Source organism: Ancylomarina sp. YFZ004, assembly GCF_054254355.1.
Map to the genome: position 1 here is coordinate 529,506 of NZ_JBTCHQ010000001.1, position 25,690 is coordinate 555,195.

General features: G+C 34.6%; 15 protein-coding genes. 6 read left to right on the forward strand and 9 right to left on the reverse strand.

Translation table 11 applies throughout. The annotated features are described in order from the left end of the window. Positions 1 to 5: 5 nt before the first annotated feature. From ACXR6G_RS02125 to ACXR6G_RS02135, 3 genes are all read left to right on the forward strand, one after another. Positions 6 to 2,123, forward strand: coding sequence for an HD family phosphohydrolase (locus ACXR6G_RS02125; RefSeq protein ID WP_458359750.1), 2,118 nt, complete (start codon positions 6 to 8; stop codon positions 2,121 to 2,123). Between the two features lie 242 nt (positions 2,124 to 2,365). Beyond that, positions 2,366 to 4,015 (forward strand): dipeptidyl-peptidase 3 family protein, encoded by a 1,650-nt coding sequence (locus ACXR6G_RS02130; protein WP_458359751.1) that lies wholly within the window; start codon positions 2,366 to 2,368, stop codon positions 4,013 to 4,015. 152 nt (positions 4,016 to 4,167) lie between these two features. Beyond that, a complete protein-coding gene (locus ACXR6G_RS02135) occupies positions 4,168 to 6,561 on the forward strand; it encodes a TonB-dependent receptor plug domain-containing protein (RefSeq protein ID WP_458359752.1) in 2,394 nt (797 codons plus the stop codon). A 1-nt stretch (position 6,562) separates the two neighbouring features. On the opposite strand, the gene ACXR6G_RS02140 is transcribed toward ACXR6G_RS02135, so the two are convergent. The 3 genes from ACXR6G_RS02140 to hcp all read right to left on the reverse strand — a co-directional run bounded on the left by ACXR6G_RS02140 (position 6,563) and on the right by hcp (position 11,394). Further along, on the reverse strand, positions 6,563 to 7,879 hold the full coding sequence (locus tag ACXR6G_RS02140; protein ID WP_458359753.1) for a cation:proton antiporter domain-containing protein: 1,317 nt from the start codon (positions 7,877 to 7,879) through the stop codon (positions 6,563 to 6,565). 124 nt (positions 7,880 to 8,003) lie between these two features. After that, positions 8,004 to 9,509 (reverse strand): PepSY domain-containing protein, encoded by a 1,506-nt coding sequence (locus ACXR6G_RS02145; protein WP_458359754.1) that lies wholly within the window; start codon positions 9,507 to 9,509, stop codon positions 8,004 to 8,006. 238 nt (positions 9,510 to 9,747) lie between these two features. After that, the gene (hcp, locus tag ACXR6G_RS02150) at positions 9,748 to 11,394 is read right to left on the reverse strand and encodes a hydroxylamine reductase (RefSeq protein WP_458359755.1); all 1,647 of its coding nucleotides are present in this window, start codon (positions 11,392 to 11,394) and stop codon (positions 9,748 to 9,750) included. Between the two features lie 365 nt (positions 11,395 to 11,759). Here hcp and ACXR6G_RS02155 point away from each other — a divergent pair, with 365 nt between their 5' ends. Next, positions 11,760 to 12,779 carry an endonuclease/exonuclease/phosphatase family protein gene (locus ACXR6G_RS02155; RefSeq protein WP_458359756.1) on the forward strand — a complete coding sequence of 340 codons (1,020 nt, stop codon included), beginning with the start codon at positions 11,760 to 11,762 and terminating at the stop codon, positions 12,777 to 12,779. Positions 12,780 to 12,897: 118 nt separating this feature from the next. After that, positions 12,898 to 14,907 carry an excinuclease ABC subunit UvrB gene (gene uvrB / locus ACXR6G_RS02160; RefSeq protein WP_458359757.1) on the forward strand — a complete coding sequence of 670 codons (2,010 nt, stop codon included), beginning with the start codon at positions 12,898 to 12,900 and terminating at the stop codon, positions 14,905 to 14,907. An 86-nt stretch (positions 14,908 to 14,993) separates the two neighbouring features. On the opposite strand, the gene ACXR6G_RS02165 is transcribed toward uvrB, so the two are convergent. Continuing rightward, a complete protein-coding gene (locus ACXR6G_RS02165) occupies positions 14,994 to 15,854 on the reverse strand; it encodes a sigma-70 family RNA polymerase sigma factor (RefSeq protein WP_458359758.1) in 861 nt (286 codons plus the stop codon). Between the two features lie 111 nt (positions 15,855 to 15,965). Then, positions 15,966 to 16,283, reverse strand: coding sequence for a hypothetical protein (locus ACXR6G_RS02170; RefSeq protein WP_458359759.1), 318 nt, complete (start codon positions 16,281 to 16,283; stop codon positions 15,966 to 15,968). 391 nt (positions 16,284 to 16,674) lie between these two features. Here ACXR6G_RS02170 and dapF point away from each other — a divergent pair, with 391 nt between their 5' ends. Further along, entirely contained in the window at positions 16,675 to 17,466 is a 792-nt protein-coding gene (gene dapF, locus ACXR6G_RS02175; RefSeq protein WP_458359760.1) for a diaminopimelate epimerase, read from the forward strand. Positions 17,467 to 17,543: 77 nt separating this feature from the next. Here dapF and ACXR6G_RS02180 read toward each other — a convergent pair whose 3' ends face one another. From ACXR6G_RS02180 to ACXR6G_RS02195, 4 genes are all read right to left on the reverse strand, one after another. Then, complete coding sequence (locus ACXR6G_RS02180; RefSeq protein WP_458359761.1) at positions 17,544 to 18,116, reverse strand: LOG family protein; 573 nt, start codon at positions 18,114 to 18,116, stop codon at positions 17,544 to 17,546. 96 nt (positions 18,117 to 18,212) lie between these two features. Then, positions 18,213 to 20,174 (reverse strand): DNA topoisomerase (ATP-hydrolyzing) subunit B, encoded by a 1,962-nt coding sequence (gene gyrB, locus ACXR6G_RS02185; RefSeq protein WP_458359762.1) that lies wholly within the window; start codon positions 20,172 to 20,174, stop codon positions 18,213 to 18,215. Between the two features lie 416 nt (positions 20,175 to 20,590). Further along, a complete protein-coding gene (locus ACXR6G_RS02190) occupies positions 20,591 to 22,294 on the reverse strand; it encodes a hypothetical protein (protein WP_458359763.1) in 1,704 nt (567 codons plus the stop codon). A gap of 42 nt (positions 22,295 to 22,336) precedes the next feature. Beyond that, a complete protein-coding gene (locus tag ACXR6G_RS02195) occupies positions 22,337 to 25,537 on the reverse strand; it encodes a tetratricopeptide repeat protein (RefSeq protein WP_458359764.1) in 3,201 nt (1,066 codons plus the stop codon). Positions 25,538 to 25,690: the final 153 nt, after the last annotated feature.

The following is a 25,690-nucleotide window of genomic DNA, read 5'->3' on the forward strand; positions in this document are numbered from 1 at the left end:
AAAATATGAAGAAATACATTCGCTGGATTCGACAGAATATCAATGCTATATATCGAGTTTTACTTTTCATTATCGCTTTAGGTGTTCTATCTCTAATTTATCCTAATATTGGTAATTTCAGGTATGAGTATCAGAAGGGTAAGCCCTGGATGCACGAAACACTTATCGCTCCTTTCGATTTCGCCATTCATAAAACGGAAGCAGAATTAAACGAAAATAGAGATAGTCTTCTTGCAAACTATTCCCCTTATTATCAATACAAACCTGAAGTTCTAAATGATATAAAGAGTAAATTCAATACCAATTTTGAGAAAAAATGGGATACTTATTCTCAGACTGAAAGTTTCAGAAATCTCAACAACAAAAAATCGACAGTTTCGATAGAAAAAAAACGTCTACTACTCTACTTTCAAGATATTATTTCAGGGATTTATGATGTTGGAATTTTGGAAGACTCCAACACTAAATTTACCTTACCTGAGAAAATTAATCGCACAGTTAATAATGTAAGTGAGAAAGTTGAATCCAAAAGCTTATACACACCTAAAATTGCTTATGATTATATTAGCAATAGCTTAAAAAATGATTTCAAAAGCCAAAGCTACCAAAGCTTTTTTCAGAATTTAAATCTGGATACTTACTTAAGCCCTAATCTTCTATATAACAAGGATATGTCTGAGAAGGTTAAGCAAAGCATGCTAAGTAATATTTCGCTTACCAAAGGCTTAGTTACTTCTGGAACTCGTATTGCTTTGATCGGTGATATTATAGATGAGGATACGTTCAGAATTTTGGAATCTCTTAAACGGGAATATGAAAGTATATTAGGTTCCTCACAAAGTCACTACCTCATTATGGGGGGACAAAGCTTACTTATTCTAGCATGCCTCGTTTTACTATTTTTATATCTACGTAATTTCCGAACGCAAATCCTTGAAGACAATAAAAAGCTTCTTTTTATATTACTTCTAGTCATTCTTTTTGTTGGACTTTCAAGTTTAATCATGAAGTTCCCAAAATTCAACATTTATATTATTCCATTTGTTCTGATTCCCATTGTACTTAGAACACTTCTCGATTCCCGATCAGCCTTATTTATTTTTATTATATCGCTGCTATTATGCGGTTTCTTAGCCCCTAACAGTTTTGAATTCCTATTCTTGCAACTCTCTGCAGGAATTATGGCTATATACTCATTACCTCAATTGGAAAGAAGAGGTCAACTTGTCATTACCGCTATTATAACCTTCTTCACATATAGTATTGTCTATTTCGCCTTTGCTATCACACAAGAAGGGAGTATTCAAGAAATCGAATGGAAAAACTTTATTTGGTTTGCCATAAATGGGCTACTACTGACTTTTTCTTATTCACTTATTTACATCTTCGAAAAGTTATTTGGTTTCATTTCTGATGTCACTCTTATTGAACTTGCCAATCAAAACCATCCGGTTTTACGACAACTTATTCAGCAATCGCCAGGTACTTTCCAACATTCACTTACGGTATCGAATCTTGCAGAGGCTGCTATTAACGAAATTGGTGGCAACCCACTTTTGGTTAGAACGGGTGCTCTTTATCATGATATTGGTAAAATGAAGAACCCCATCTACTTCATTGAAAATCAAATGACCAATAGAAATCCGCATGATAGTTTAGAATTTGATAAATCTGCACAAATTATTACAGATCATGTGAAGTATGGCGTTCAGATTGCTAAAAAACACAAATTACCACAGCAGATCATCGATTTTATTCAGACGCATCATGGTGCAGGCCGAGTGCAATATTTTTACACATCGTTCAAGAATAAATATCCTGATAAGGAAATTGATGAAGAAAAATTCACCTATCCTGGGCCAGATCCATTTTCAAAAGAAACCGCCGTACTAATGATGGCCGATTCAGTTGAAGCAGCATCAAGGAGTTTAAAAGAAAAAACACCTGAAACAATTGAAACTCTGGTGACCAACCTTATTGACAAACAGATTTCTGAAAATCGATTTGAAATGGCGGATATCAGTTTTAAAAATATTCATCAAGTCAAAAAAATATTTACTCTTATGCTGATCAATATTTATCATGCACGCATAGAGTATCCTGAAGAAATAAAACGAGATTAATAATAAAAAACTTGACTGAATTATACCAGTCAAGTTTTTTTTTGCCATTATCTATCATTTATATAAAAATAAATATCAAGATACATTCTCCTAGTAGATAGCTTAGCCATGAGCAGGGAAATTTTCTTGTAATTAATCGAAACAATCCTTAACTTAGAAATTAAACAATTCATTATTATTAGTTTGCACAGAATAATTGCTGACATATTCCAATTAATATCTAACGTCAAACACCCTCGATTATGAAACGTCACAACCTTTTTTTCCTAAGCATTCTGCTGGTACTCTTTTCTATTACTGCTTGCCAACCTAATAAAAAAGAGGTTAAAACCACAAAAGACACGGTAATGCAACGCAAGCTTGCAAATTATGCAAAGGTTAAGCTCAGCGCTGATTTAAGCAGCCTATCAGAAGGACATGCTAAACTATTTTCACACCTTTTAAAAGCTGCTGATGCCATCGACGAATTGTACTGGCTTCAGGCTTATGGTGATAAGAATGAACTATTAAATAAAATGGGTGACGATCCAGATATTAAGGCTTACGCCATGATTAATTACGGTCCTTGGGATAGATTAGATGGTAACTCGCCTTTTACTGATGATTATCCACCTCGCCCTCTTGGTGCTAGCTTTTTCCCTAACGATATGAATCAAAATGATTTCTTTGCAATTCCAGGAAATGAAAAATTTGAACCTTTCACTATCGTAAAAAAAGACGCAAAAGGTAATCTAAAGGTTTTACCATATCACATTGCCTATAAAGTTCAAATAGACAAAGCAGTTGAACATATCAGAAAAGGAGCAGAATTGTGTGATTGTGATGATTTTAAAGAATATTTATTACAACGTGCGGAAGATTTACTTACTGATAATTTTAAAAAAAGCGATGCCCTTTGGCTGAACTTAAAAGACAATAAAATTGACTTTATTGCAGGTCCAATTGAAAATCTAGAGGATCATCTAATCTGGACTAAATATTCATATGGTGCGTTTATTCTACTAAGAAATGTTCAATGGACAGAAAATGTTAAGAAATATGCTTTACTTCTTCCTTACTTACAAAAAACCTTACCTGTTGATGAAAAATTCAAGGTAGAAGCGCCTGCCCAGAGTTCAGATATAGTCATTTACGATGTTCTTTATAATTCAGGCTATTGTAATGCAGGTAATAAACTCATCGGTTTAAATCTACCAATAGGAACAGAACAAGTTGTTTCAAATTCGAGAAAGGTACATTTCAAGAATGTAATGGAAGCCAAGTTTCAAAAAATCCTTCGACCAATTACTGATCTCGTTATCGATGAAAAACAAAGGAAACATGTGAAGTTTACATCTTTCTTCCAGAACACTATTTTTTATGAAATTTCTAATAGTCTTGGTATCTCTCAAACAATAAATAATAAAGGTAGCGTTAAAGATGCCCTAAAAGAACATCATGCTATTATTCGTGAATTAAAAAATGATGTTTTAAGAATGTTTTTCATAACCAAGCTTCACGAAATGAATGAGCTTAAAGAAGTAGATTTAATGGATAATTATGTGACTCACATGGCCGATGTTTTCCGTTCTATTCGATTTGGAGTAACCGATGCTCAAGGAGTTGCCAATATGATTCGATTCAACTATTTTAGAGAAAAGGAGGCTTTCAAATACGACTCTAAAACGGGCACTTACAAGGTTAATGATTATAAGATGAAGAAGGCTATTGAATCTCTTTCAAAAATTGTTCTAGAAATTCAGGGTAACGGTGATTATGAAATGGCATCAGAAATCATTCGTGACAAAGGTTATATTCATAATGAACTTCTGAATGACTTATATCGTATTCAGAGAGCTAAGATTCCTAAAGATGTTGTTTACGATCAAGGTGATCAGCTTGCAATGCAATAAAGCTAAACCATTCCTTAAAAAACAAAAGCTTGTCTACAAAGACAAGCTTTTGTTTTTATAATATTTATATCAAAGTTTATTATAAATTTGTACTGTTCATAAAAACAATCAATATACAAACTAGATTTACAAGTCGGTTCTAATAATACTATATGCAAAAATCTATACTCTTCTGCCTTTTTGTGGGCTTTTCGTTTTTATCTCAGTCTCAAAATATCAAAATTATAAATGCATCTACCCAGAAATCGATAGAAAACGTTTATTTATATACCAAGAAGACATCGACAACCAGTTCTTACAAGGGGGAAGCCGATATTTCACAATTCTCGAAAGATGCCATTATCTTTTTCCAACACCCTTCATTTCAAAATTCACATCTGACGTACAAAAAAATAGCTCAAAACAAATTCATTGTGGAACTTTACCCACAACTATTTAAAATAAATGAAGTAACTATTGCAGCTAATAAATGGGAACAAAACCCCAATGAAGTTCCTGTAAATTTGATTCACATTGATAATGAAGCAATCAAAAACTCAGAAGTTTCTACATCAGCTGACTTGCTTAAGGAAAGTGGACAAGTCTTTATTCAAAAGAGCCAGATGGGTGGAGGTAGCCCAATGATTAGAGGATTTGCAGCCAATAGAGTTCTAATTGTTCTAGATGGTGTTCGTTTAAATAATGCAATATACAGAAGTGGTAACTTACAGAATCTGCTCAATATAGATCCTTATAGCTTAGAGTCAGCAGAAGTGGTTCTTGGACCTGGATCGGTTATATATGGTAGCGATGCGATTGGTGGTGTTATGGATTTTCACACAATCATGCCAAAACTTTCGACAGATTCAAGCTTTAATTTTCAACTCAACCACAAAACAAAATATGCCTCAGCTAATCATGAACTTGGAGTTCACACTCGATACTTTGTGGGAAACCATAAATTGAGTTATGCGGGAAGTATTAGTCATTCTGATTATTCGGATTTGAAGATGGGACAAAATGGTACCAATCAATACAATAGAAACGAATATGTAATTCGAAAAGATGATGAAGATAAAATCATTGCAAATTCAGATCCTCATGTGCAAGAAGGGACTAAATTTGAGCAATTTAATATCATTCAAAAGCTAAGATATAAAGCCTCCGAAAATACTGAATTACAATATAACTTCCTATATTCCACGACTTCAGACATCCCCAGATACGATAGATTAATCCAGCATTCTGGTGACGAACTAAAGTATGCTGACTGGTATTATGGTCCACAACAACTTCAGTTTCATTCACTGAATATCACAAATAAAAAAGCAAATACATTATTCGATGGCTTTAAATTTATTTCTGCTTATCAAAACTATAAAGAGAGTAGACATTCAAGAAAATTAAACAAGGATAATATTAGTAATCGATTCGAAGAGCTTGATATTTTCTCAACTAATATCGATTTTAACAAGAAATTTAATGAGCAATTCGAACTTTTTTATGGCGCTGAATATGTATTCAATCACCTGAATTCTACTGCTTACAAAAACAACATTTTAAACTCAGAGACCTCACCACTTGCGAGTCGTTATCCTGATAATTCAAGTTATTCAAGTCTGGCATCCTACGTCAACCTAAAATGGAAACTTAATGCTAAATGGACAATAAATGGAGGTTTTCGCTATTCACATATTTGGTTAAAATCGAATTTAGATACAGAATTTTACGACTTCCCTTTCGACAACTTAGATTTAAATACCGGAGCTATAAATGGGAGTATTGGGGCGACACTACAAACCAATAACGACTACATTTTAAAACTAAATGCAACAACAGGATTCAGAGCTCCTAATATTGACGATATAGGGAAAGTTTTTGACTCAGAGCCAGGAAAAGTTGTTGTTCCAAATAAAGATCTTAAATCAGAATACGCCTATAATTTGGATGCAAGTCTGAGCAAGAATATTACGTCTGATTTACACGTAGCTATCAATGGATTCTACTCCATTTTGAAAGATGCAATGGTTCGAAGAGATTTCAACTTCAATGGACAATCAACTCTGATGTACGATGGTGTTGAAAGTCAAGTACAAGCTATAGTGAACGATGATAAAGCGACTATTTATGGTTTCAGCTTAAAAGCGAATGCTCAACTAACTTCTAAACTAGTATTGAATGCTTATTACAATCGCTCTAAAGGCGAATATAAAGATGGAAGCCCATTAAGACATGTTCCGCCGACTTTTGCATCTATGGCTCTTAAATACAAGTCGAAAAAACTGAAATCAAATCTATCCGTTGAGTACAATGGAGAAATTTCCAATAAAGATCTGGCCGATACAGAACAAGATAAACCACATCTTTATGCAAAAGATGATAATGGCCTACCCTATTCTCCAGCATGGCTTTGTGTTAACCTAAATAACTCGTATCAATTTAGAGATAAGATCATTTTAGGTTTTAGTATTGAGAACATTTTAGACACAGCTTACCGTCCCTATTCATCAGGTATCTCAGCTCCAGGACGAAATTTTATCCTGAGCCTGTCTTTTGAAATAAAATAATCTATTCTCCAGTGGAATCATTTTCATCATCAATAGCCCCATGAACTAATTCTTCATCTCCAAGCATTTCTTCTTCAATAATTGGATTAATGATTAAAGGAATATCCTTAACAATGGCAGAATGGATTAGTCCCCAAGACATAATCAGGCTAGTTGAAATAATGATAAACAAAAGAATACCAGGATCAAAGGACTCGTTACTATATTCTTGAGGAATGGCATAATATAGTAGAACTGTAATTAACCCTCTTGGCGCTATCCATATTTGCGGGAAAATATCAAAACCTATAAAAGCACGAAGAAATAACCAACGTATGGCATAAATGCTAACCAATAGCATTAAACTAATCTCCAACACCCTAAAATCGAACAGATTAGAAACGACAATACTCAAACCAAATATTACGAAGAAAAAAGTTCTGACAACAAAGGCTGATTCCATTGTTATGACATGTAATTCTCGTTTGAGAACATCAAACCTCTCCTTATGAAGATATTTTCGTAAACGACCACGATAAAACAATTCATTATTTTGAGCAATTATCCCAAATACCAGAATAATAATTAGTGGTGATAAGTGTAACATTTTCCCTACAGCATAAAGCAAAACCAAAAGAGAAATCAATAGGAATAAATGTGCTCCATCTTTAATAAACTGGAAGAGATACAAGAGTAAATAACTGGCAGCAAAAGCGACTATGCAAGATACGAGAATACTTATCCCAAAACTTAGAATAGGATGCATAACTTCTGATGTGGCTAAAGGATCGGGATTTTGAAAGTCGATAACATTCAAAACAAAATAGAACAGCATGATCCCTATAATGTCAGAAAAAGTACTTTCATAAACATGAAATTCCCTTTTTTCTTCACTTAGTTTTCCAACACTTGGAATAATAATAGCACTAGATAGTATAGATAATGGCGTAGCATACAAAACGGATGTAAGCCAGTCCATATTAGGAATCATATAATAAATAATAGCTGAAGCAACAAGCAAAGACGTAGCCAAACCAAGGGTAGCAACAACTAAGGATTTAATAATGACATTAATTTTCTCTTTCTTCAATTCTAAGTCAAGTGCAGCCTCTAAAACGATCATAATTAAACCTATAATTCCGATTACTTCGAGTATTGGGAAAAAATTAATTTCGGGGACATGCATTAGCTTTAAACCATACTGAATTAGAATACCCAAAGCAATAAGCATTAGAACGGATGGAATATGGGTTTTGTTTGCGATTTTAGTAAAAATAAAGGAGAGCAAAATGATTAAACAGCCTGCTATAATTAATTGATATGAGTCGAATTCGAACATTTGCTACAGATTAAGATTTATTTTATATCGAAAATAAACATTTTTAAGATAACTAGTCCACAGAATACAGTAAAATAAAAAGCTCCGAGAATACTCGAAGCTAAATTAAATTATTTTGTTCTTATCACTTCTTCTGCCTTTTCAAGTACAGTACCAAGCCAGTTATTAGAATCCAAAGTATGGTCAAGCCTGCAAGAGGTATAAATAGAATATAGAATTGCCCAAAGATGTATTGATAAATTCTACCCGTATGAATCTCGAGACAAAAATTCCACAAAGACATTGGAGCTTTTTGAATTTGCTCAGGCATATTAACAAAGTGAGTTTCGTCAGTCATATTCCCCACCCCTAAATTGTAATCGAAAACAAATTCGAGTCCATTGACATCGCGCAAATAACCCGCAATTGGGTGCGCTGAAATAGGTGGTCCCATTCTCTTGACAGTCACATGTGGTTTCTTTGTAAAATAATCAAAGATTAAGGCCCTTTCAGGAACCCAATAAAATAAGCCAGAAAAAGAGCCAACCAGATATTGACCGGGTTTCACGACCTCAAAAACATTAACACCCATGACTGAAACAGGTGCTTGATTTGGGAATGACACCGGTGCTGTCTCGAAGAAATCATCTGAATAATAGATAGCCTCATTGCTAGCTAAAAGCACCCTATCCAACTCCTCATCATACATTATTCTTCTCAATTGATCGTACCAGGGATTAGGATCATCAAGGTGAGTAAATGGTAGCTTATCGATTTTGGCATTTGCAATAGGGATTAATAAAGGTGGGCGTAGAAACATACCCGTCAAGGCAGATAATATCAGAAAAATTATCATCCAATAGCCTAAGCGATTGTGCCATTTCAAATTGAACTTTAGAAATATTGCTTTCCCCCTAACAACCTGTCCTTTAGCCTTCAATCGTTTCATCCATTTAGGGTAAATAAAATAGATGATTCCTGAGATTGATAGAAGTATAAAAATCAAACCAATGAAATCGACAAATAGTTTTCCAAGCAAACCAAAAGCTTCACCAGAATGCACCTCCCATAAAGTTTTAAACAAGGAGATTTTACCATCATAGTCGGCTTTAGCCAAAAGATTAAGCGTTTCAAATCCTGAAGAGTTTTGTTTCAATAGATGAGAACGCGTCAAAACGTAAAAATCACCTTTCACTTCAATCAAATCCACAACACGGTTCTCTAAGACGGGTAATTCTATCTTAACCCAAGCTTTATTCTTAAACTGATAAAATCCTAATAAAGTTCCTGCATAAAGTTCTCCCGAGCTTGTTTTGAGTAATTTCTCAATTTTACAATTATCAATCCCTTCAGGAAAACCTTCATTAAAATTTTCGAAACTTTTATAATTATCAGTTGTCTTCCAAACACCAATATTACCATAGATTAATGCTGTGTCTCCTTCAAGTTGAAGTCCTGACTTTATAGCAGCCTTATTCCAATTCTTATATTGATATTCACTTCCTAAATAATCTCGATTAACATCTACCGATGAAAATGTTTCTCGATGATTCATCACAATACCAGAGAATGCAAACAATAGAATAAATAGAGTGAGAACCAAAGATGGCCACTTATGATGCTTCTTAAAAAACTTTGTCCAATTCTTCATCGATAACTGTATTGTGAGAACTTAAACCTATGCCTAAAATATACAAAAACTGCTCAAAAAAGAATGAATACTTTTCTGAACAGTTTAAGTCATTAACCCAAATATGATCTAACGCCAATCCTACTAACAAGATTTTTGTTGCATTATATTTGATAGTTACCTATCAAATGCTTGTAAAAGATACATAGTGACTAGATCGCCACTATGTATCTATGGTATAGTTGTAAAAATTCAGTTCTTAGTTAAGGAACAATTTCATGTCCTCGTCAACAGTTCCAACACCTGCAATTCCGAAAGTATCGATCAATACCTTAGCTACATTTGGAGAAAGGAAAGCTGGTAATGTTGGTCCTAGATGAATATTCTTAACACCTAAAGAAAGAAGAGCTAATAATACAATAACAGCTTTTTGCTCGTACCATGCAATATTGTATGCAATTGGTAGATCGTTGATATCGTTTAGTTCAAATACTTCTTTCAATTTCAATGCGATAACTGCTAATGAATATGAGTCATTACACTGACCTGCATCAAGTACTCTTGGAATACCTCCGATATCACCAAGCTCAAGCTTGTTATAACGGTACTTAGCACAACCTGCAGTTAAAATTACTGTGTCCTTTGGTAAAGCAGCAGCAAATTCAGTATAGTAATCACGACCTTTCATACGACCGTCGCAACCTGCCATTACAAAGAACTTACGAATAGCTCCTGTTTTTACAGCATCAACAACTTTGTCAGCTAATTGCATCACTTGGTTGTGAGCAAATCCACCTACGATAGTTCCGGTTTCAATTTCAGTTGGAGCAGCACATTTCTTAGCTTGCTCAATAATTTCAGAGAAGTCTTTCTTTCCGTTCTCATCAGCATCAATATGCTTGAATCCTGGGAAACCAGATGCTCCTGTAGTATATACTTTATCTTGGTATGTAGATTTCGCAGTTGGAGGAACAATACAGTTAGTTGTGAACAAGATAGGTCCGTTAAATGTTTCGAACTCTTCGTTCTGCTTCCACCATGCATTTCCGTAGTTACCTACAAAGTGCTTGTACTTTTTGAATGCTGGGTAGTAGTTAGCTGGTAACATCTCAGAGTGAGTGTAAACATCCACACCAGTTCCTTCAGTTTGCTTCAATAACACTTCCATATCCTTAAGGTCGTGACCTGAAATTAGGATACCTGGCTTATCGCTTACACCTATATTTACTTCTGTAATTTCTGGATTACCATAAGCAGTTGTATTTGCTTCGTCAAGCATAGCCATTGCAGTTACGCCATTAGCACCACACTCCATAACAAGAGCAACTAATTCGTCAGAACTCAACGTATCGTTAGTTGTTGATTGTAAAGCTTTCTGCATAAATGCATACATTTCAGCTTTCTCAATACCTAAGTTATAAGCATGCTCTACATAAGCAGCATAACCTTTTAATCCGTAAATCAATAATTCTCTTAATGAACGAACATCTTCGTTTTCAGTTGAAAGAACACCAATAAAACGAGCTTTTGCATCAAAATCATTTTCAGCATCAGCAAACCATGTTGCAGAATGGTGAAGATTCTCGAAAGTAACACCAGCAGCTTCAGCTTGAGTTTTGATCTCTTCACGTAGTTTAAGACCTTCGCGAATTGCAGCAACAAATTTCACTTTGTCGAAATTGGCATTTGTAATAGTCATGAATAAACCTGTCATAATGAAGTTATTCACTTTATCGTTTTCAACGCCAGCTTCACGAGCTTTAGTACTGAAAACAGAAATACCTTTCATTACGTACATCAATAAATCCTGAATGTTTGCAACCTCATCGGTTTTTCCACAAACACCTACTACTGTACATCCAGTTCCTTTTGCTGCCTCTTGGCACTGATAACAAAACATAGCCATAATTTAATTTTTTATAGTGATATTATTAGAGTTCTAAATTTACGAAATTGATAGAGAAAATACTAGTAATCTTTGATCAGCTTTATTCCCTTTCGACTCCACAAATATGAGGCAAGATATCAGCAAAAAGTGTAACGAATGTTACAAAGATGAAAGTTTTTCAGAGTTTTTTATCTTTTATTCTCTTTATCAGACATTAAGAAATTCAAAATTCTTATATTTAAACGTCATGTTAGTTTTATTCTTTTAGATTCAAGGAATGCAGATAACTTTCCTCTAATCGATAATTTCATTAGCTTTGAAGTCTGACCATAAATCCACAAGAAAACCGCAAAAAGGTATAATCAAATTCAAATAATAAGCTCATGTTTAAAAAAGCTTTGTTACTGCTTGCCGCTACTCTCATCTGTCTTTCATCTTTTTCAAAAGGGAAAAAAGAAATGACTGTTGTATTCTATAATGTCGAGAACCTTTTCGATACAATCAACCACCCTGACAAAAGAGATAACGATTTTACCCCTATGGGTAAACTCAATTGGAATACTAGAAGATATAATGATAAGCTCTCCAAACTTAGCTACGTTTTAAGCTCAATTAATAAAGAAGTATTACCTGAAATTATTGGTCTTTGTGAAATTGAAAACAAAGAAGTCATAGAGGACCTTATTAAAGAAGAAAGGCTAAAGAAAGGTAAATACCAAATTGTGCATAACGAAAGTCCAGATAAAAGAGGAATTGATTGTGCATTGATATACAAAAAAGGTGAATTTAAATACCTAAAGCACGAAACAATAAATATTGAATTTCCTTGGAAAAAGGAATACAAAACCAGAGATATATTATACGTACAAGGCTTAGTTGGCAGAAAAGATACTTTAAACATTTTTGTGAATCATTGGCCTTCGCGCCGAGGCGGACAGGAGAAATCAGAACCCAATCGTATTTTTGTAGCCAAGCAATTAAGGAAAGCTGTTGACAGTATTCAGGCAAAAAATCCATTTGCTAAAATTATCATCATGGGTGATTTTAATGATGAACCCACTGATAAAGCAGTAACTGAAACACTTAAGGCTGATAATAATACAAATACAACCAACCCAATGGGACTATATAATCTGATGTATGACTTTGAAGCTAATGGTGAAGGTTCGTACAATTATAGAGGCGATTGGAATATGCTAGATAATTTAATTGTTTCTAATTCTCTACTTGGTGAAGCTAAAGGTTTCGAAACACAGCACAATGCAGGTGGAATATACCGCAATAAACACATTTGTTATAAGAACAAAAAAGGTGATTACACTCCAAGTAGAACCTACGGTGGCCCTAAATACTATGGTGGATTTAGCGATCACTTTCCTGTTTTTTTCAAACTTAAAAAATAAATAAGGACTGATATTATTTCAAATTAAGTTTCAATAAAATCTTTCAGAGCATATGCATTTCATGTATATGCTCTCTTTTTATTAGTTTTACAAGCACAAACAAAGTAATTATTCTCGTATGGATTTCAAACTTGTCTCAAAATTCCAGCCTACTGGCGATCAACCTGAAGCCATCAAACAGCTGACAGCAGGTCTGAATGATGGTAATCCCTACCAAACTCTTTTGGGAGTAACAGGTTCGGGAAAGACCTTTACTATCGCCAATGTGATAAATGAAGTTCAGCGACCGACTCTTGTTTTAAGCCACAACAAAACCCTGGCGGCTCAATTATACGGTGAATTCAAAAATTTCTTCCCTGATAATGCCGTCGAGTATTTTGTGAGTTACTACGACTATTACCAACCTGAAGCCTATTTACCAACGACCAATACTTATATAGAAAAAGATCTTGCCATAAACGATGAGATTGAAAAACTGAGATTGAGTGCAACATCTGCCCTACTCTCGGGACGTAGGGACGTAATTGTTGTCTCATCCGTTTCCTGTATTTATGGTATTGGTAATCCTGAGGACTTCCACGCCAATGTTTTGGAGTTGAAACAAGGTCAACGCATCTCTAGAAACAAACTACTGCTCTCCTTTGTTGATGCCTTGTATTCGAGAAACGAAGTCGAATTTAACCGGGGAAATTTTAGAGTTAAAGGTGATACCATCGATATTTTTCCTGCTTATGCTGATTTTGCTTACCGTATTATTTTTTGGGATGATGAAATTGATGAAATCTACTCCTTCGATCCCTTAAACGGGAAAAAGATTGATCGCTACGATAGAATCACCATTTATCCCGCGAATATTTTTGTCACCAGTAAAGATAAAGTACAGAATGCCATTAGGATGATTCAAGACGATATGGTGGCTCATGTAGAATACATGAAAAGCATTGGCAAGCATATTGAAGCCAAACGTGTTGAAGATAAAGTTAATTTCGACTTGGAAATGATTCGAGAATTGGGTTACTGTTCTGGTATTGAAAATTATTCTCGCTACTTCGATGGCAGATCACAAGGCTCACGACCTTTCTGTCTGATCGACTATTTTCCAGACGATTTACTGATGGTTATTGACGAGAGCCATGTCACACTTTCTCAAGTCAAAGCCATGTACGGGGGCGATCATTCCAGAAAAGTAAATTTGGTTGATTACGGTTTCCGCCTGCCTTCAGCGCTTGATAACAGACCCTTAAAATTTGACGAATTCGAGGCCCTCACCTCTCAAACCATTTATGTGAGTGCTACTCCTACCGATTACGAGTTAGAAAAATCGGAAGGCGTGGTAGTTGAACAAGTCATTCGTCCTACAGGACTTCTCGACCCACAAATTGATGTGCGCCCAAGTTTAAATCAAATTGATGATTTGGTTGCAGAAATACATAAAAGAAGTGAAATTGATGAGCGTGTTTTGGTTACAACATTAACCAAACGTATGGCTGAAGAACTTTCGCAATATTTTGCAGATTTGAATATTCGCTGTCGTTATATCCACTCCGATGTCGATACGCTTGACCGAGTCAAAATCATGGAAGATCTGCGTCTGGGGCTTTTTGATGTTTTAATTGGAGTCAATCTTTTACGAGAAGGTCTAGATTTACCAGAAGTTTCATTGGTTGCCATATTGGATGCTGACAAAGAAGGTTTCCTTCGTTCCACAAGAGCCTTGGTGCAAACATCTGGCCGTGCAGCTCGTAATGTGAATGGTATGGTTATCATGTATGCTGATAGGATTACCAAATCGATGAAAGAGACAATTGATTCGACCGATTATAGAAGAGAGAAACAATTGGCCTATAATGCCAAACATAACATAACACCTACTCAAATCATTAAAGACAAGACCAGTATCATGAACACAAGTGGCAGTTCAGGTCCTACCGCATACTCTGGACCAGAGACTATTGAGATTGCAGCTGATCCAGTTGTTCAATATATGAGTAAAGAAAATCTAGAGAAGTCCATTGCTAAAACTAGGAAGTCTATGCAAAAAGCTTCAAAAGAGCTTGATTTCCTTCAGGCAGCACAATTCCGTGATGAAATGTACAAGTTGGAAAAACTCTTGAAAGAGAAATCATAGCTAAAATCACAAAACTCTTAAATAGCAAAGAGGCTATTGAAAATTAATTCAATAGCCTCAATCTATTTTTTCACAGTTCTAAACGATTAACCTAAGTAGGTTTTAAGTAGTTTAGATCTTGAAGTATGTCTTAAACGTCGAATCGCTTTCTCTTTAATCTGACGAACACGCTCACGCGTTAAACCAAATTTTTCGCCAATCTCTTCAAGAGTCATTTCCTGAATACCGATACCGAAGAATAACTTGATAATATCACTCTCTCTTTCTGTTAACGTAGCTAGTGCACGATCGATCTCTCTGGTAAGCGATTCGTTCAACAAAGCACGGTCAGCAACTGGTGAGTCGTCATTAATCAGTACATCAAGTAAAGAATTATCTTCTCCATCAACAAAAGGTGCATCTACTGAAATGTGACGTCCCGATACACGTAATGTATCAGCCACTTTGTCAGCTGGCAATTCAAGAGTATCAGCCAATTCCTCTGGGGATGGTTTTCTCTCGTGCTCTTGTTCAAATTTAGAAAAAGCTTTATTGATTTTGTTCAAAGATCCAACTTGGTTCAATGGCAAACGAACAATACGAGACTGCTCAGCCAAAGCTTGCAAAATCGATTGACGAATCCACCATACCGCATAAGAAATGAATTTAAAACCACGAGTCTCGTCGAATTTCTCAGCTGCTTTAATCAAACCTAAGTTACCTTCATTAATCAAGTCAGGTAGACTTAAACCTTGATTCTGATATTGTTTAGCTACAGAAACAACAAAACGTAAATTAGCTCTTGTTAACTTCTCCAAGGCTTTTTGATCACCTTTTTTGATTCGTTGTGCTAATTCAACTTCTTCTTCTACAGTAATAAGATCTTCTTTACCAATCTCTTGTAAATACTTATCAAGAGAAGCACTTTCGCGATTGGTAATTGATTTTGTTATCTTTAATTGTCTCATAGTCCCTTTTTCAACTCGAAATATTCGGCAAAATTAGCTCTTTTTAAATTTATAGCCAAAATTGATTAGCATTTTATTCAAGTTATTTATTAAATTGCGATTTCGAGTCCATTACTTTACTGCCAAAGAAAAAGCATAATACTTATGCGTCCCATTGGGATAAACACCCGAATTTAATACCCCATCATCCTCTATCTCACTTAAAACCTTGCGAATATCATTTTCGCTAGAAATGGGTTTAGTGTTGATATTAATAATGATACACCCTTCTTTTATTTCTGCACGATTCAATTTTCCATCAACAAATTTACTCACTCGCATTCCGTTAGAAATCCCTTGAGTATAACTATCTTTTTTTGATATCTTTTGAGATTTCGCGCCCAATAAATAGATCTGATTATCCTTAATAAGTTGGGTACCACCTATCATATTACGTAAAGTTAGGTCAAAATGTTTCTTTTTACCCTTTCTTTTTACTAAAATATTTATTTTATCTCCTAAAAATTTAACTTATTCTTTCCTTTAATACAGACTTCACTCTTGTTTTCCTATCATCAATTTCAATAATTACATAAGCTGAACAAATATCTGCCTTATCAGTTGTTCCATTTCAATGCAACCTTCTATATAGATACCTAAAATTGAGTTTAGGCTTAATCTCTTTACTAAATCAATATTAAACCTAAGGTATTTTTAAAAATCCCTAATTGTATAATCGTATTTGAATCAAGATTACTATTTTTGACTTTAATTTAAGATTATAAGTTCATGTTTGAACAAACCACTACTCTTCGTTAACATTTATTAACATATCACAAAAATGCAAATTTGTTTCTCAAAATACCAAGGCACTGGTAATGACTTCATTCTGATTGATAATAGAGATAAATCATTCCCATCTGAAAATATATATCTTATAAAAAAGTTATGCGATAGACGTTTTGGCATTGGCTGCGATGGCCTTATGCTACTCGAAAACGAAGAGGGTTTCGATTTTAGAATGCGCTATTTTAACTCAGACGGTAAAGAAGGAAGCATGTGTGGTAATGGTGGACGGTGTATTGTGGCTTTTGCCTATCATCTGGGCATCATAAAAGACAAAACACATTTCATCGCTGTTGATGGGGAACATTTTGCTAACACTAGTTTCACGGACGAGCAAACTATCATTAGCCTACAAATGCAAGATGTTGATCAGATTGAAAATGGAGAGGATTTCTACTACTTAAACACGGGTTCTCCACACTACACGAAATTCATCAATAAGCACGAGAAATTCGACACCTATTCTGAAGGGAAAAAGATTCGATATAATCAGCGTTTTAAGGAAGAAGGAACGAACGTTAACTTCATTTCGGGGAGTAATAATCAAATTCAAGTTAGCACCTATGAGCGCGGTGTAGAAGACGAAACATATTCTTGTGGAACAGGTGTTGTTGCATCATGTATTTCTGCAAAACAGCAATTCAATACTGAAAGCAATCATTTCTTTGTTAAAACCAAAGGAGGAAACTTAGAAGTTTTCTTTGATCACAAAGGGAATGACAAATTTGAGAATATTTGGCTAAAAGGACCAGCTACCTTTGTTTTCGATGGTAAGCTTGATATTTAAAAGGAAAATTGCAAAAAAAAAACGAGCCTTCATTTCTTAAAAAACTGAAGGCTCGCCATATATAGCATCACTTGAATCTAGTCCCATTTTGCAAGCTGATCTACCACGGTATAGTTGTTAATATACTCTAATGCTTCATCTGCATTATTTACAAAAACATACATCTTACGGAACGATTCATTGGCAAAACTCTCTTGATATTGCATATCGAATTGAGCTTTTAAAGCTGAATAAAAGCCATCCACATCAACAAACACGATCGCTTTAGAATGATAGCCTAATTGCTTTAGGGTAATCACCTCCATAATCTCCTCAAGGGTACCAAAGCTACCTGGAAGAGCAATAAAAGCGTCCGACCTTTCACGAATCACCTCTTTTCGTTCCTTCATATCTGAAGTCACTATTAACTCATCTGCATAATCAGAAGCTAGACCTTTTGATTGAATCAATTCAGGTATCACACCAATTACTTTACCTCCTGACTGTTTTGTAGCGAAAGCAGATGCGTGCATTAAACCAACACTTGTTCCTCCATATACAATATGATTCCCCGAGGAGCCAATCGCAGTGCCAAGAACTCTAGCAGCTTCATAATATTTTTCTGCCAAGTAATCACTCGATGAGCAAAAGACACATATATTTTTATTCATAGTCGTTTTTTCTTTAAACAAAAAGCCCTCGTGAACGAGTCACAAGGGCCATTATATAAAAACTCAAATAGAATTCTTTATTATTAGATGCAACAATTAAGCATCGATATTGGCATAAGTTGCGTTCTGTTCGATAAACTCACGACGAGGTGGTACTTCATCACCCATCAACATTGAGAATACACGATCCGTTTCAACACCATCTTCAATTGTAACCTGACGCAATGTTCTTGCTTCTGGATTCATTGTAGTTTCCCACAACTGCTCAGCACTCATCTCTCCAAGACCTTTGTAACGTTGAATGTGCATTGAACTTTCTTTTCCACCAGCCCATTCATCAATTAATCTTAGACGCTGATCTTCGTTCCAGCAATACTGCTGATTCTTTCCTTTTTTAACCAAATACAAAGGTGGTGTCGCGATATACAAGTAACCATTTTCAATTAATGATTTCATGTAACGGAAAAAGAAGGTCATAATAAGCGTTGCAATATGGCTACCGTCGACGTCGGCATCACACATGATTACAATCTTATGGTATCTCAACTTTTCCATATTAGCAGCCTTACTATCTTCATCAGTACCGATAGTTACGCCTAGTGCTGTGAAAATATTCTTGATCTCTTCACTTTCAAAGACCTTATGTTGCATCGCCTTCTCCACATTTAAGATCTTACCCTTAAGTGGTAGAATAGCTTGGAATTTTCTATCACGACCTTGCTTAGCAGTTCCACCCGCCGAATCTCCCTCGACAAGGAATACTTCACACTTTGAAGGATCTTTATCAGAACAGTCAGATAATTTTCCTGGCAGACCAGAACCTCCTAAAATCGTTTTACGCTGCACAAGTTCTCTTGCCTTACGAGCTGCATGACGAGCAGTAGCAGCCAAAATAACCTTCTGTACGATGGTTTTAGCATCCTTTGGGTGTTCCTCCAAATAGTTAGCTAACATTGTACTTACAGCCTTATCAACAGCAAGGCTAACTTCTGAGTTACCTAATTTTGTTTTAGTTTGACCTTCGAACTGAGGTTCTGCAACTTTTACTGATACTACAGCTGTTAAACCTTCACGGAAGTCATCACCAGCAATATCAAACTTAAGCTTTGATAACATACCTGATTTATCAGCAAAAGATTTTAGAGTTCTGGTTAAACCTCTACGGAAACCTGTTAGGTGAGTTCCCCCCTCAATCGTATTGATATTATTCACATACGAATGTATATTCTCAGAGAATGACGTGTTGTATTGCAAAGCAATCTCAACAGGCACCTCATTTTTATCAATTGAAACATGAATCGTATCTTCAATAAGACGTTCACGTGTACCATCTAAATACTGAACAAATTCTTTTAAACCTTCTTCTGAGTGAAAAGATTCACTTCTAAAAGAACCGTCCTCTTGAACATCTCTTTTATCAGTAAGCTCAAGTGTAATTCCTCTATTCAAGAAAGCCAACTCTCGTAAACGAGCTGCTAAAATATCATATTTATACTCTGTTACTAAAAAGATAGAATCATCTGGTCTGAACGTAATATTAGTTCCTGTATGATCCGATTCTCCAATTACTTTTACATCCGCAAGTGGCTTTCCTTTTGAATATTCTTGTAAATAGATTTTTCCATCTCGATGAATCTCAGCTTGTAATAAAATAGATAAAGCATTTACACAAGAGACACCCACACCGTGTAGTCCACCAGAAACTTTATAAGAATCTTTATCAAACTTACCACCAGCGTGCAAAACAGTCATAACAACCTCTAAGGCTGACTTACCCTCTTTCTCATGAAGTTCAGTAGGAATACCACGTCCATCATCCTTTACTGTAACAGAGTTGTCTTCATTAATGAAAACCTCAATATTGTTACAAAAACCACCCATAGCCTCATCGATAGAGTTATCGACAACCTCATAAACCAAGTGGTGTAAACCTTTTACATTAACATCACCAATATACATTGAAGGACGCTTACGAACCGCTTCTAAACCTTCTAATACCTGAATACTATTTGCTGAATAGTCGGCATTTCCTTTATTCACATTTTCTAAATCACTCATTTATCAGATCTTTAGTATTATTTTGAAGAAGTCTGAAAAAGAACATTCTTTTTCAAAAAAAAAGAATCTCGTTTACAGATTCTAAACATTCGATGTTTGATCTCAAACTAGATCAGGTTACAATGGAGATGAATATCAAAATTAAAAACGATTAATTTTTCTGTTAATCAGCACATTACGTCAACCCAAGTTAAATTCTATTGAGATAAACAAAGATAATAAAAATGATGAATTCTGCTCACCTTATTGCAATAAAATAGCAAGTAAAAATGGAGTTTTTTACGAATGATTTATTTGGCATAAAATAAGGGTTCAAGTTTTAATCTCAACAGAGAATATTAACTCAAACCCTTATTCTTGTAATTCAAATATCTAATATTTGTATCTCACTAAAATGAAATACAAAACTCTCAATTTTAAAACACCAATTTTAAACCAATCATACCATTAATGCCTTGACTTGGGTAGCTATGCCATAAATATGTTTCAGCATCAAAAATATTGTTCACATTAGCATAAAGCGATAAAACATCGTTCCATTCATATTCGGCACCTAATCCAAAATCAGCCAAGGCATCGAGTTGAGCGGCATTCTCATTAGTCATTACAGATCTTTCTCCTATAAACATCAATCGAGCATTAAACAACCATTGATCCGTAAAACGATAGCTTGCTCTTGTCTCCATTTCGAAATTAGGCATATGCCAAGGCTCTTCTAAGCCATCTAATGAGTAATGTGTGTATTTTGCCAAGGCATAAAGATTAAGCTCCTTATTAAGCTGTAAATCTAATTCTCCAGTAAAACTTATTTTATACAAATCGTCGTAAACAACTGCATATTTATTTGAGTAGTATGATTGACTTGGTAATTCCCCCTGTGGTGAAACAGCAATATTCGCCATTGAGAAAAAATATTGCTTATCTATATTCGAATATTCCATAGAAAATAAAGCACTTGATTTAGCAGATAGTTTACTTTTAAAACCACCATAAACTCGATAATTAGTACTTGTATTTTCAACATCGAGACCAGACTGTACAAATGGGTTCGCTTCAGAAATAGAACGAAGCGTATTCAAGTCCAAATTACCGTCTAAACCAGCAAACATATCCAAAATTCGATCAACCAATACAAGATTAACTTTAAAATCAGGATAAAGCTTAAAGTCAGAATCATTCCCTAATACAGCTTGAGCTTTTACACCAATTCTCATATTAAAGCCACCCAAACTAATGTTATAAGATGGATTCACCATTAATAGTGAAGAACTAAGATTGTGATCCTGCAATCCAGAATCCCAATACACTAAATTATTGGTTTGAATGAAATTTAATGAACTTTCTAAAGACCATAAACCGTCCCCTGCCTTTAAGTCAGCACTACCATTCACGCCCATATCCACTTCACTCACATTATATTTATCAGTGAAATATTCAAATTCAACACCAAGCTTATAGTTTAAATCTTTAGCGTTTTTGTTTAAGCTTTCATAAGTTGTATTAAGTCCCAAATGATTAAACCTTTGCTCATTATAATTGAATATATTATTCGCTCCATCAGACAAAGGAGATCCATAATAATTGAATGACTTATGCTTGAAAAAAATACGAGAGCTAAGTTTTGCATCATCTAAATAATGATTCCCATAGACTTCTGCCAAGAATTCCTTCCAATCAGGTTTCGCCTCACTCCCATTCTCCAACTCTAATTTCCCATTGCTAGAATAATGTTGTAGATGAACACCAAAATCTGTCTTTTTGGATTGAAGGTTATTATAACGATAGTCAGCAAACAAACTTGCATAATTCCCAGCAGCTAGATCAAAAGAATGTCCCTGAATCTGTTTAAAACGTTCACTTGTCATTTTAGCCGCTTTAATCGACCCTGGCTTAAAACTCACATCCAAGGATTTACTTCTGATTGAATAATCAAATCGCTTTTTAAAAGTTACCGTATCAACGATACTAGGCATCTCTCCAATACGTTTTGCCTTTTTAATTTTAGGCTTGAAATTGGTTCTTACTTTAACTTCTTTTTTTAAATCTCGTTGTTCTTGTGCCTGACCAAACAGGCACATTAATGCAAATGTACCGGTTAGTAATAATAATTTTATTCTCATATGTTGTGTGTTTTCTTTTTCAGATATAATTCTATAAAGATCTTAATCTTCAAGTTCGCCAACCATCTCATTTAAAATTGATTTTGCATCATTTGTAGATAAAGAATCAACCTTGACCTGTTTCTTGCTCTTAAGTCTTTTATTAGTTGATTTTGTTTCAGTTTTTATTTGTGAACTTGTTGCAGATTTTTTCTTCAAATTCTTTTCTTTAATCTTATCGTCTTCTAAAATGGGTTCTAACTTTAACTTCGCTCCATCAATGATTCCATCATCTTTAATCGCATAATTATCAATCACACTTTGCAATGTATAACGCGCCTGAAAAACATCTTTTTTATCGACAAAAATATCCGAAAGCAAAATAAAACTTTTACCTAACCAGTAGTGGTGTGGTGAATTCATCTCAATAAACTCATTGATCCGTTTTTCTGCTTCATCTATTTTTTGAGTTTTATAAAGGAGTTCTGCCAATAAGAACCGAGATTCAGCACCTTCAACAGTTTGAACTTCTTTTGCCAACTCTTGTAAGTCTATTATTGCCAATGCATCATTCTTTAATGCTAAATAGGCTTTAGATCGCTTATACAAAACCTCTTTCTTTTCCCCATTATTAGTTTTAGAAGACAGAAGCAAGATCTTTGAAAGCTTAATCAAATCTGAATATTCTTTCAACTCATGATAACATCTAAACAAACCCCAATCAGCGACTAGTTTCGTCTCAGATCCCTCAGTCTTTTCCTTAAGCAATAGAAAATACTCCTGAGCTTTTAAATATTCATTTTGCTTAAAACACAGTTGTGATGCACCTAATAAGGCTTTTTCTGTGAATAGATTATCCCCGCTTTCGAGAACCATCTCAAACGCCACTAATGCTTCTGGATTATCCTGACGATTAAAAGCTGCTTCTCCTTTATAATAGGCAGCATTTATTCTAAACATACCTTGAGGAAACACCTTAAGATATTCTGAAAAAGCTTGTGTCGATTTTTCATTCTCTCCATCCATATATAAACGTTCTGCTGACAAATAAGTAAGAGAATCCTTCTCTGATAAATCAACAGCATACCCGGTTCCTAATGATTCTGTGAAAGCAAAATAAGCTTGAACATTGTTCATGTCAATATAAACATTCTTCATTCCCATCAGAGCACTTTTGGCTTCGCTACTATCTGCATATTCCAAAATAACCTGCTTGTAATTCTTAATAGCTTCTGTATAAGCCTTCTTATTATAATTCAGCTGTCCTAATTGCAATAATGATTTTGCAGCAAATTCACTCTGCGGATAATCTGTAATTAAACTGTTATAAATTGTCAGCGCTGCCCCTTCATTTCCTTTTTTAGTCCTGGCTTTAGCTAATTCAAATAGGGCATCATCCTTATAGTCTGACTGAGGAAATTTTTGTGAGAAGTTTTTCAAAAGAGCAATCTTCTCATTTAATTGTCCAGACAAGCCTTGAGAAAGAGCATTCTGATATACGGCGTAATCTGTAGACCAGTTTTTAGCTGAAGCAGCTTTGGAATAATACGCCGATGCTTCTTCATAATTCCTATCTAAGAAATAACAATCCCCTATTCTATTCTGTACATCAGTTAAATATTCTGATGATTTTCCTTTCCTCAACTGTTCATATTTACGAAACCATTTAATGGCTTTGGCATAGGCATCCAATTCAAACTCACAATAGCCTAAATTGTAATAGGCAGTACCAAAGTATTTTGAGTTTCCCACCCCTGGCGTTAATATAAATTCTTGGTAATTTTTGATGGCTACAATAAATTCGTTAGCTCTATAATAAGCTTCTGCTTTCCAATATAAGCAGTTAGCAGCTATATCTCTATTGTATATTTTATAAGTTAAAGACTTATCCAGATACAGAAGAGATGCTTTATATTGTGATTTTTTAAATAGCTCTAAAGCATGAAAATAAGAAACACGTTGGTAAGCTTCCTTTATACGTGGAGATTTATCTTTTATCTTATCCATTGAAACCAAAGCTTGCTTGTAGCTCTTAGTTGTCATATATATATTTACCAAGAAATCATAAGCCTCATCATTCTCATCAGAATTGGGATATAGAATTAAATAATCATCAAAAGCACTTATCGTTTCGTTCACTTTAGAATAAGATAGTTCATAACTTATCTTAGCAAAGTTGAAGAGTGCACTTTTCTTTATATCTTCATCAGCATCCATTTTAGATGCCTTTTCGAATGCATTTTTGGCTTCTTCCTTTTCACCAATTTTCAAAAAACAATCAGCTAAGTTATAACTTGAGACTTGCGAGATGACATCGTCCTTAGCTTTAACTTTAGAGAATAACTGACTGGCATTTTTAAAATCTTCTTCTTGATAATATGAAAATGCTAAAGCAAATATTTCTTCTCTTATTAGATTGGCTTTATCCTGAATTAAATATGGAATAGCATCAGCATATTTTTTTTGGTTATAATAAGCTAAACCGATCATCTTCGCAATCTCAGGAACTCTTTCAACATCAGCTCTTTTAATAAACTCGGGTGCATAAGCAATCAACTTATCATACTTCTCTTGCAAGTAATAAATCTGAGTAATATAATAAGGTATCAATGGAGCATATCTATCGTCATCATTTAGCCTATCAAAGGCATTTAATGCCGTTTGATAATTTCCTTTTTCGTAAGCAATATGTGCGTAGTAATAATTAGCAGGCAATTGGTATTCGCTCTTTTTATCGATAAGATCGAAAAAACATTTCCCTGCTTGCGCCGCATTATCTGTTTTAAAATAAGAATAGCCTTTTATAAACAAAAATTCATCTTTATGATCGTTTCCTACCTGATAAGCATCTGTTCTCTCCAACCATCCAAGAGCTTTCTTGTATCTCTTTTGATTATATTTTTGTTTTGCTAACTGAAAATAGGCTTGATGGACAAATACGCTTCCAGGGTATCTATCCAGGAAATTCAGCATTTTTTTCTCGGCTTCTGGTCGTGAGAGTTCAATGGCACAATACGCCAAATAAAATTCAGCTTCAATTTTTCTATCCGAAAAATCATTTTCCTTCTCTGCCACTAGCTGAAAACAAGAGCGCGCACCACCATAATCCTGTCTTTTAAACAGATCATGCCCTTTCTTCCAATTGTCAGAAAAAGTTTGACTCGCAGCAGTTGTTTGTGCAAATGAACTTTTAAAAGAAAGACTTAATGTGAATATCAAAATGATGGAAAGTAGAAATCTAAGGCGCATATTGTCAATTATCATATGTGATTGAAATTAGCTTTAAAAAAAGTGCTTAAAGATACAAAAACAGATAGCAGCTCTCATAGAAAAAGCTCTATTTTAATAAAATTCTCACCCTTGCTTTAAGAACGCTAAAATATAGCAGAAATTGCTCAATTATGAATAATTGTTAAG

Excerpts from the sequence above, each read along its gene's own strand:
- uvrB (WP_458359757.1), top strand. The coding sequence starts at position 12,898 with ATGGATTTCAAACTTGTCTCAAAATTCCAGCCTACTGGCGATCAACCT.
- dapF (WP_458359760.1), top strand. The coding sequence starts at position 16,675 with ATGCAAATTTGTTTCTCAAAATACCAAGGCACTGGTAATGACTTCATT.
- gyrB (WP_458359762.1), bottom strand. The coding sequence starts at position 20,174 with ATGAGTGATTTAGAAAATGTGAATAAAGGAAATGCCGACTATTCAGCA.
- hcp (WP_458359755.1), bottom strand. The coding sequence starts at position 11,394 with ATGGCTATGTTTTGTTATCAGTGCCAAGAGGCAGCAAAAGGAACTGGA.
- ACXR6G_RS02165 (WP_458359758.1), bottom strand. The coding sequence starts at position 15,854 with ATGAGACAATTAAAGATAACAAAATCAATTACCAATCGCGAAAGTGCT.
- ACXR6G_RS02190 (WP_458359763.1), bottom strand. The coding sequence starts at position 22,294 with ATGAGAATAAAATTATTATTACTAACCGGTACATTTGCATTAATGTGC.
- ACXR6G_RS02145 (WP_458359754.1), bottom strand. The coding sequence starts at position 9,509 with ATGAAGAATTGGACAAAGTTTTTTAAGAAGCATCATAAGTGGCCATCT.
- ACXR6G_RS02180 (WP_458359761.1), bottom strand. The coding sequence starts at position 18,116 with ATGAATAAAAATATATGTGTCTTTTGCTCATCGAGTGATTACTTGGCA.
- ACXR6G_RS02195 (WP_458359764.1), bottom strand. The coding sequence starts at position 25,537 with ATGATAATTGACAATATGCGCCTTAGATTTCTACTTTCCATCATTTTG.
- ACXR6G_RS02125 (WP_458359750.1), top strand. The coding sequence starts at position 6 with ATGAAGAAATACATTCGCTGGATTCGACAGAATATCAATGCTATATAT.
- ACXR6G_RS02140 (WP_458359753.1), bottom strand. The coding sequence starts at position 7,879 with ATGTTCGAATTCGACTCATATCAATTAATTATAGCAGGCTGTTTAATC.
- ACXR6G_RS02155 (WP_458359756.1), top strand. The coding sequence starts at position 11,760 with ATGTTTAAAAAAGCTTTGTTACTGCTTGCCGCTACTCTCATCTGTCTT.
- ACXR6G_RS02135 (WP_458359752.1), top strand. The coding sequence starts at position 4,168 with ATGCAAAAATCTATACTCTTCTGCCTTTTTGTGGGCTTTTCGTTTTTA.
- ACXR6G_RS02170 (WP_458359759.1), bottom strand. The coding sequence starts at position 16,283 with ATGATAGGTGGTACCCAACTTATTAAGGATAATCAGATCTATTTATTG.
- ACXR6G_RS02130 (WP_458359751.1), top strand. The coding sequence starts at position 2,366 with ATGAAACGTCACAACCTTTTTTTCCTAAGCATTCTGCTGGTACTCTTT.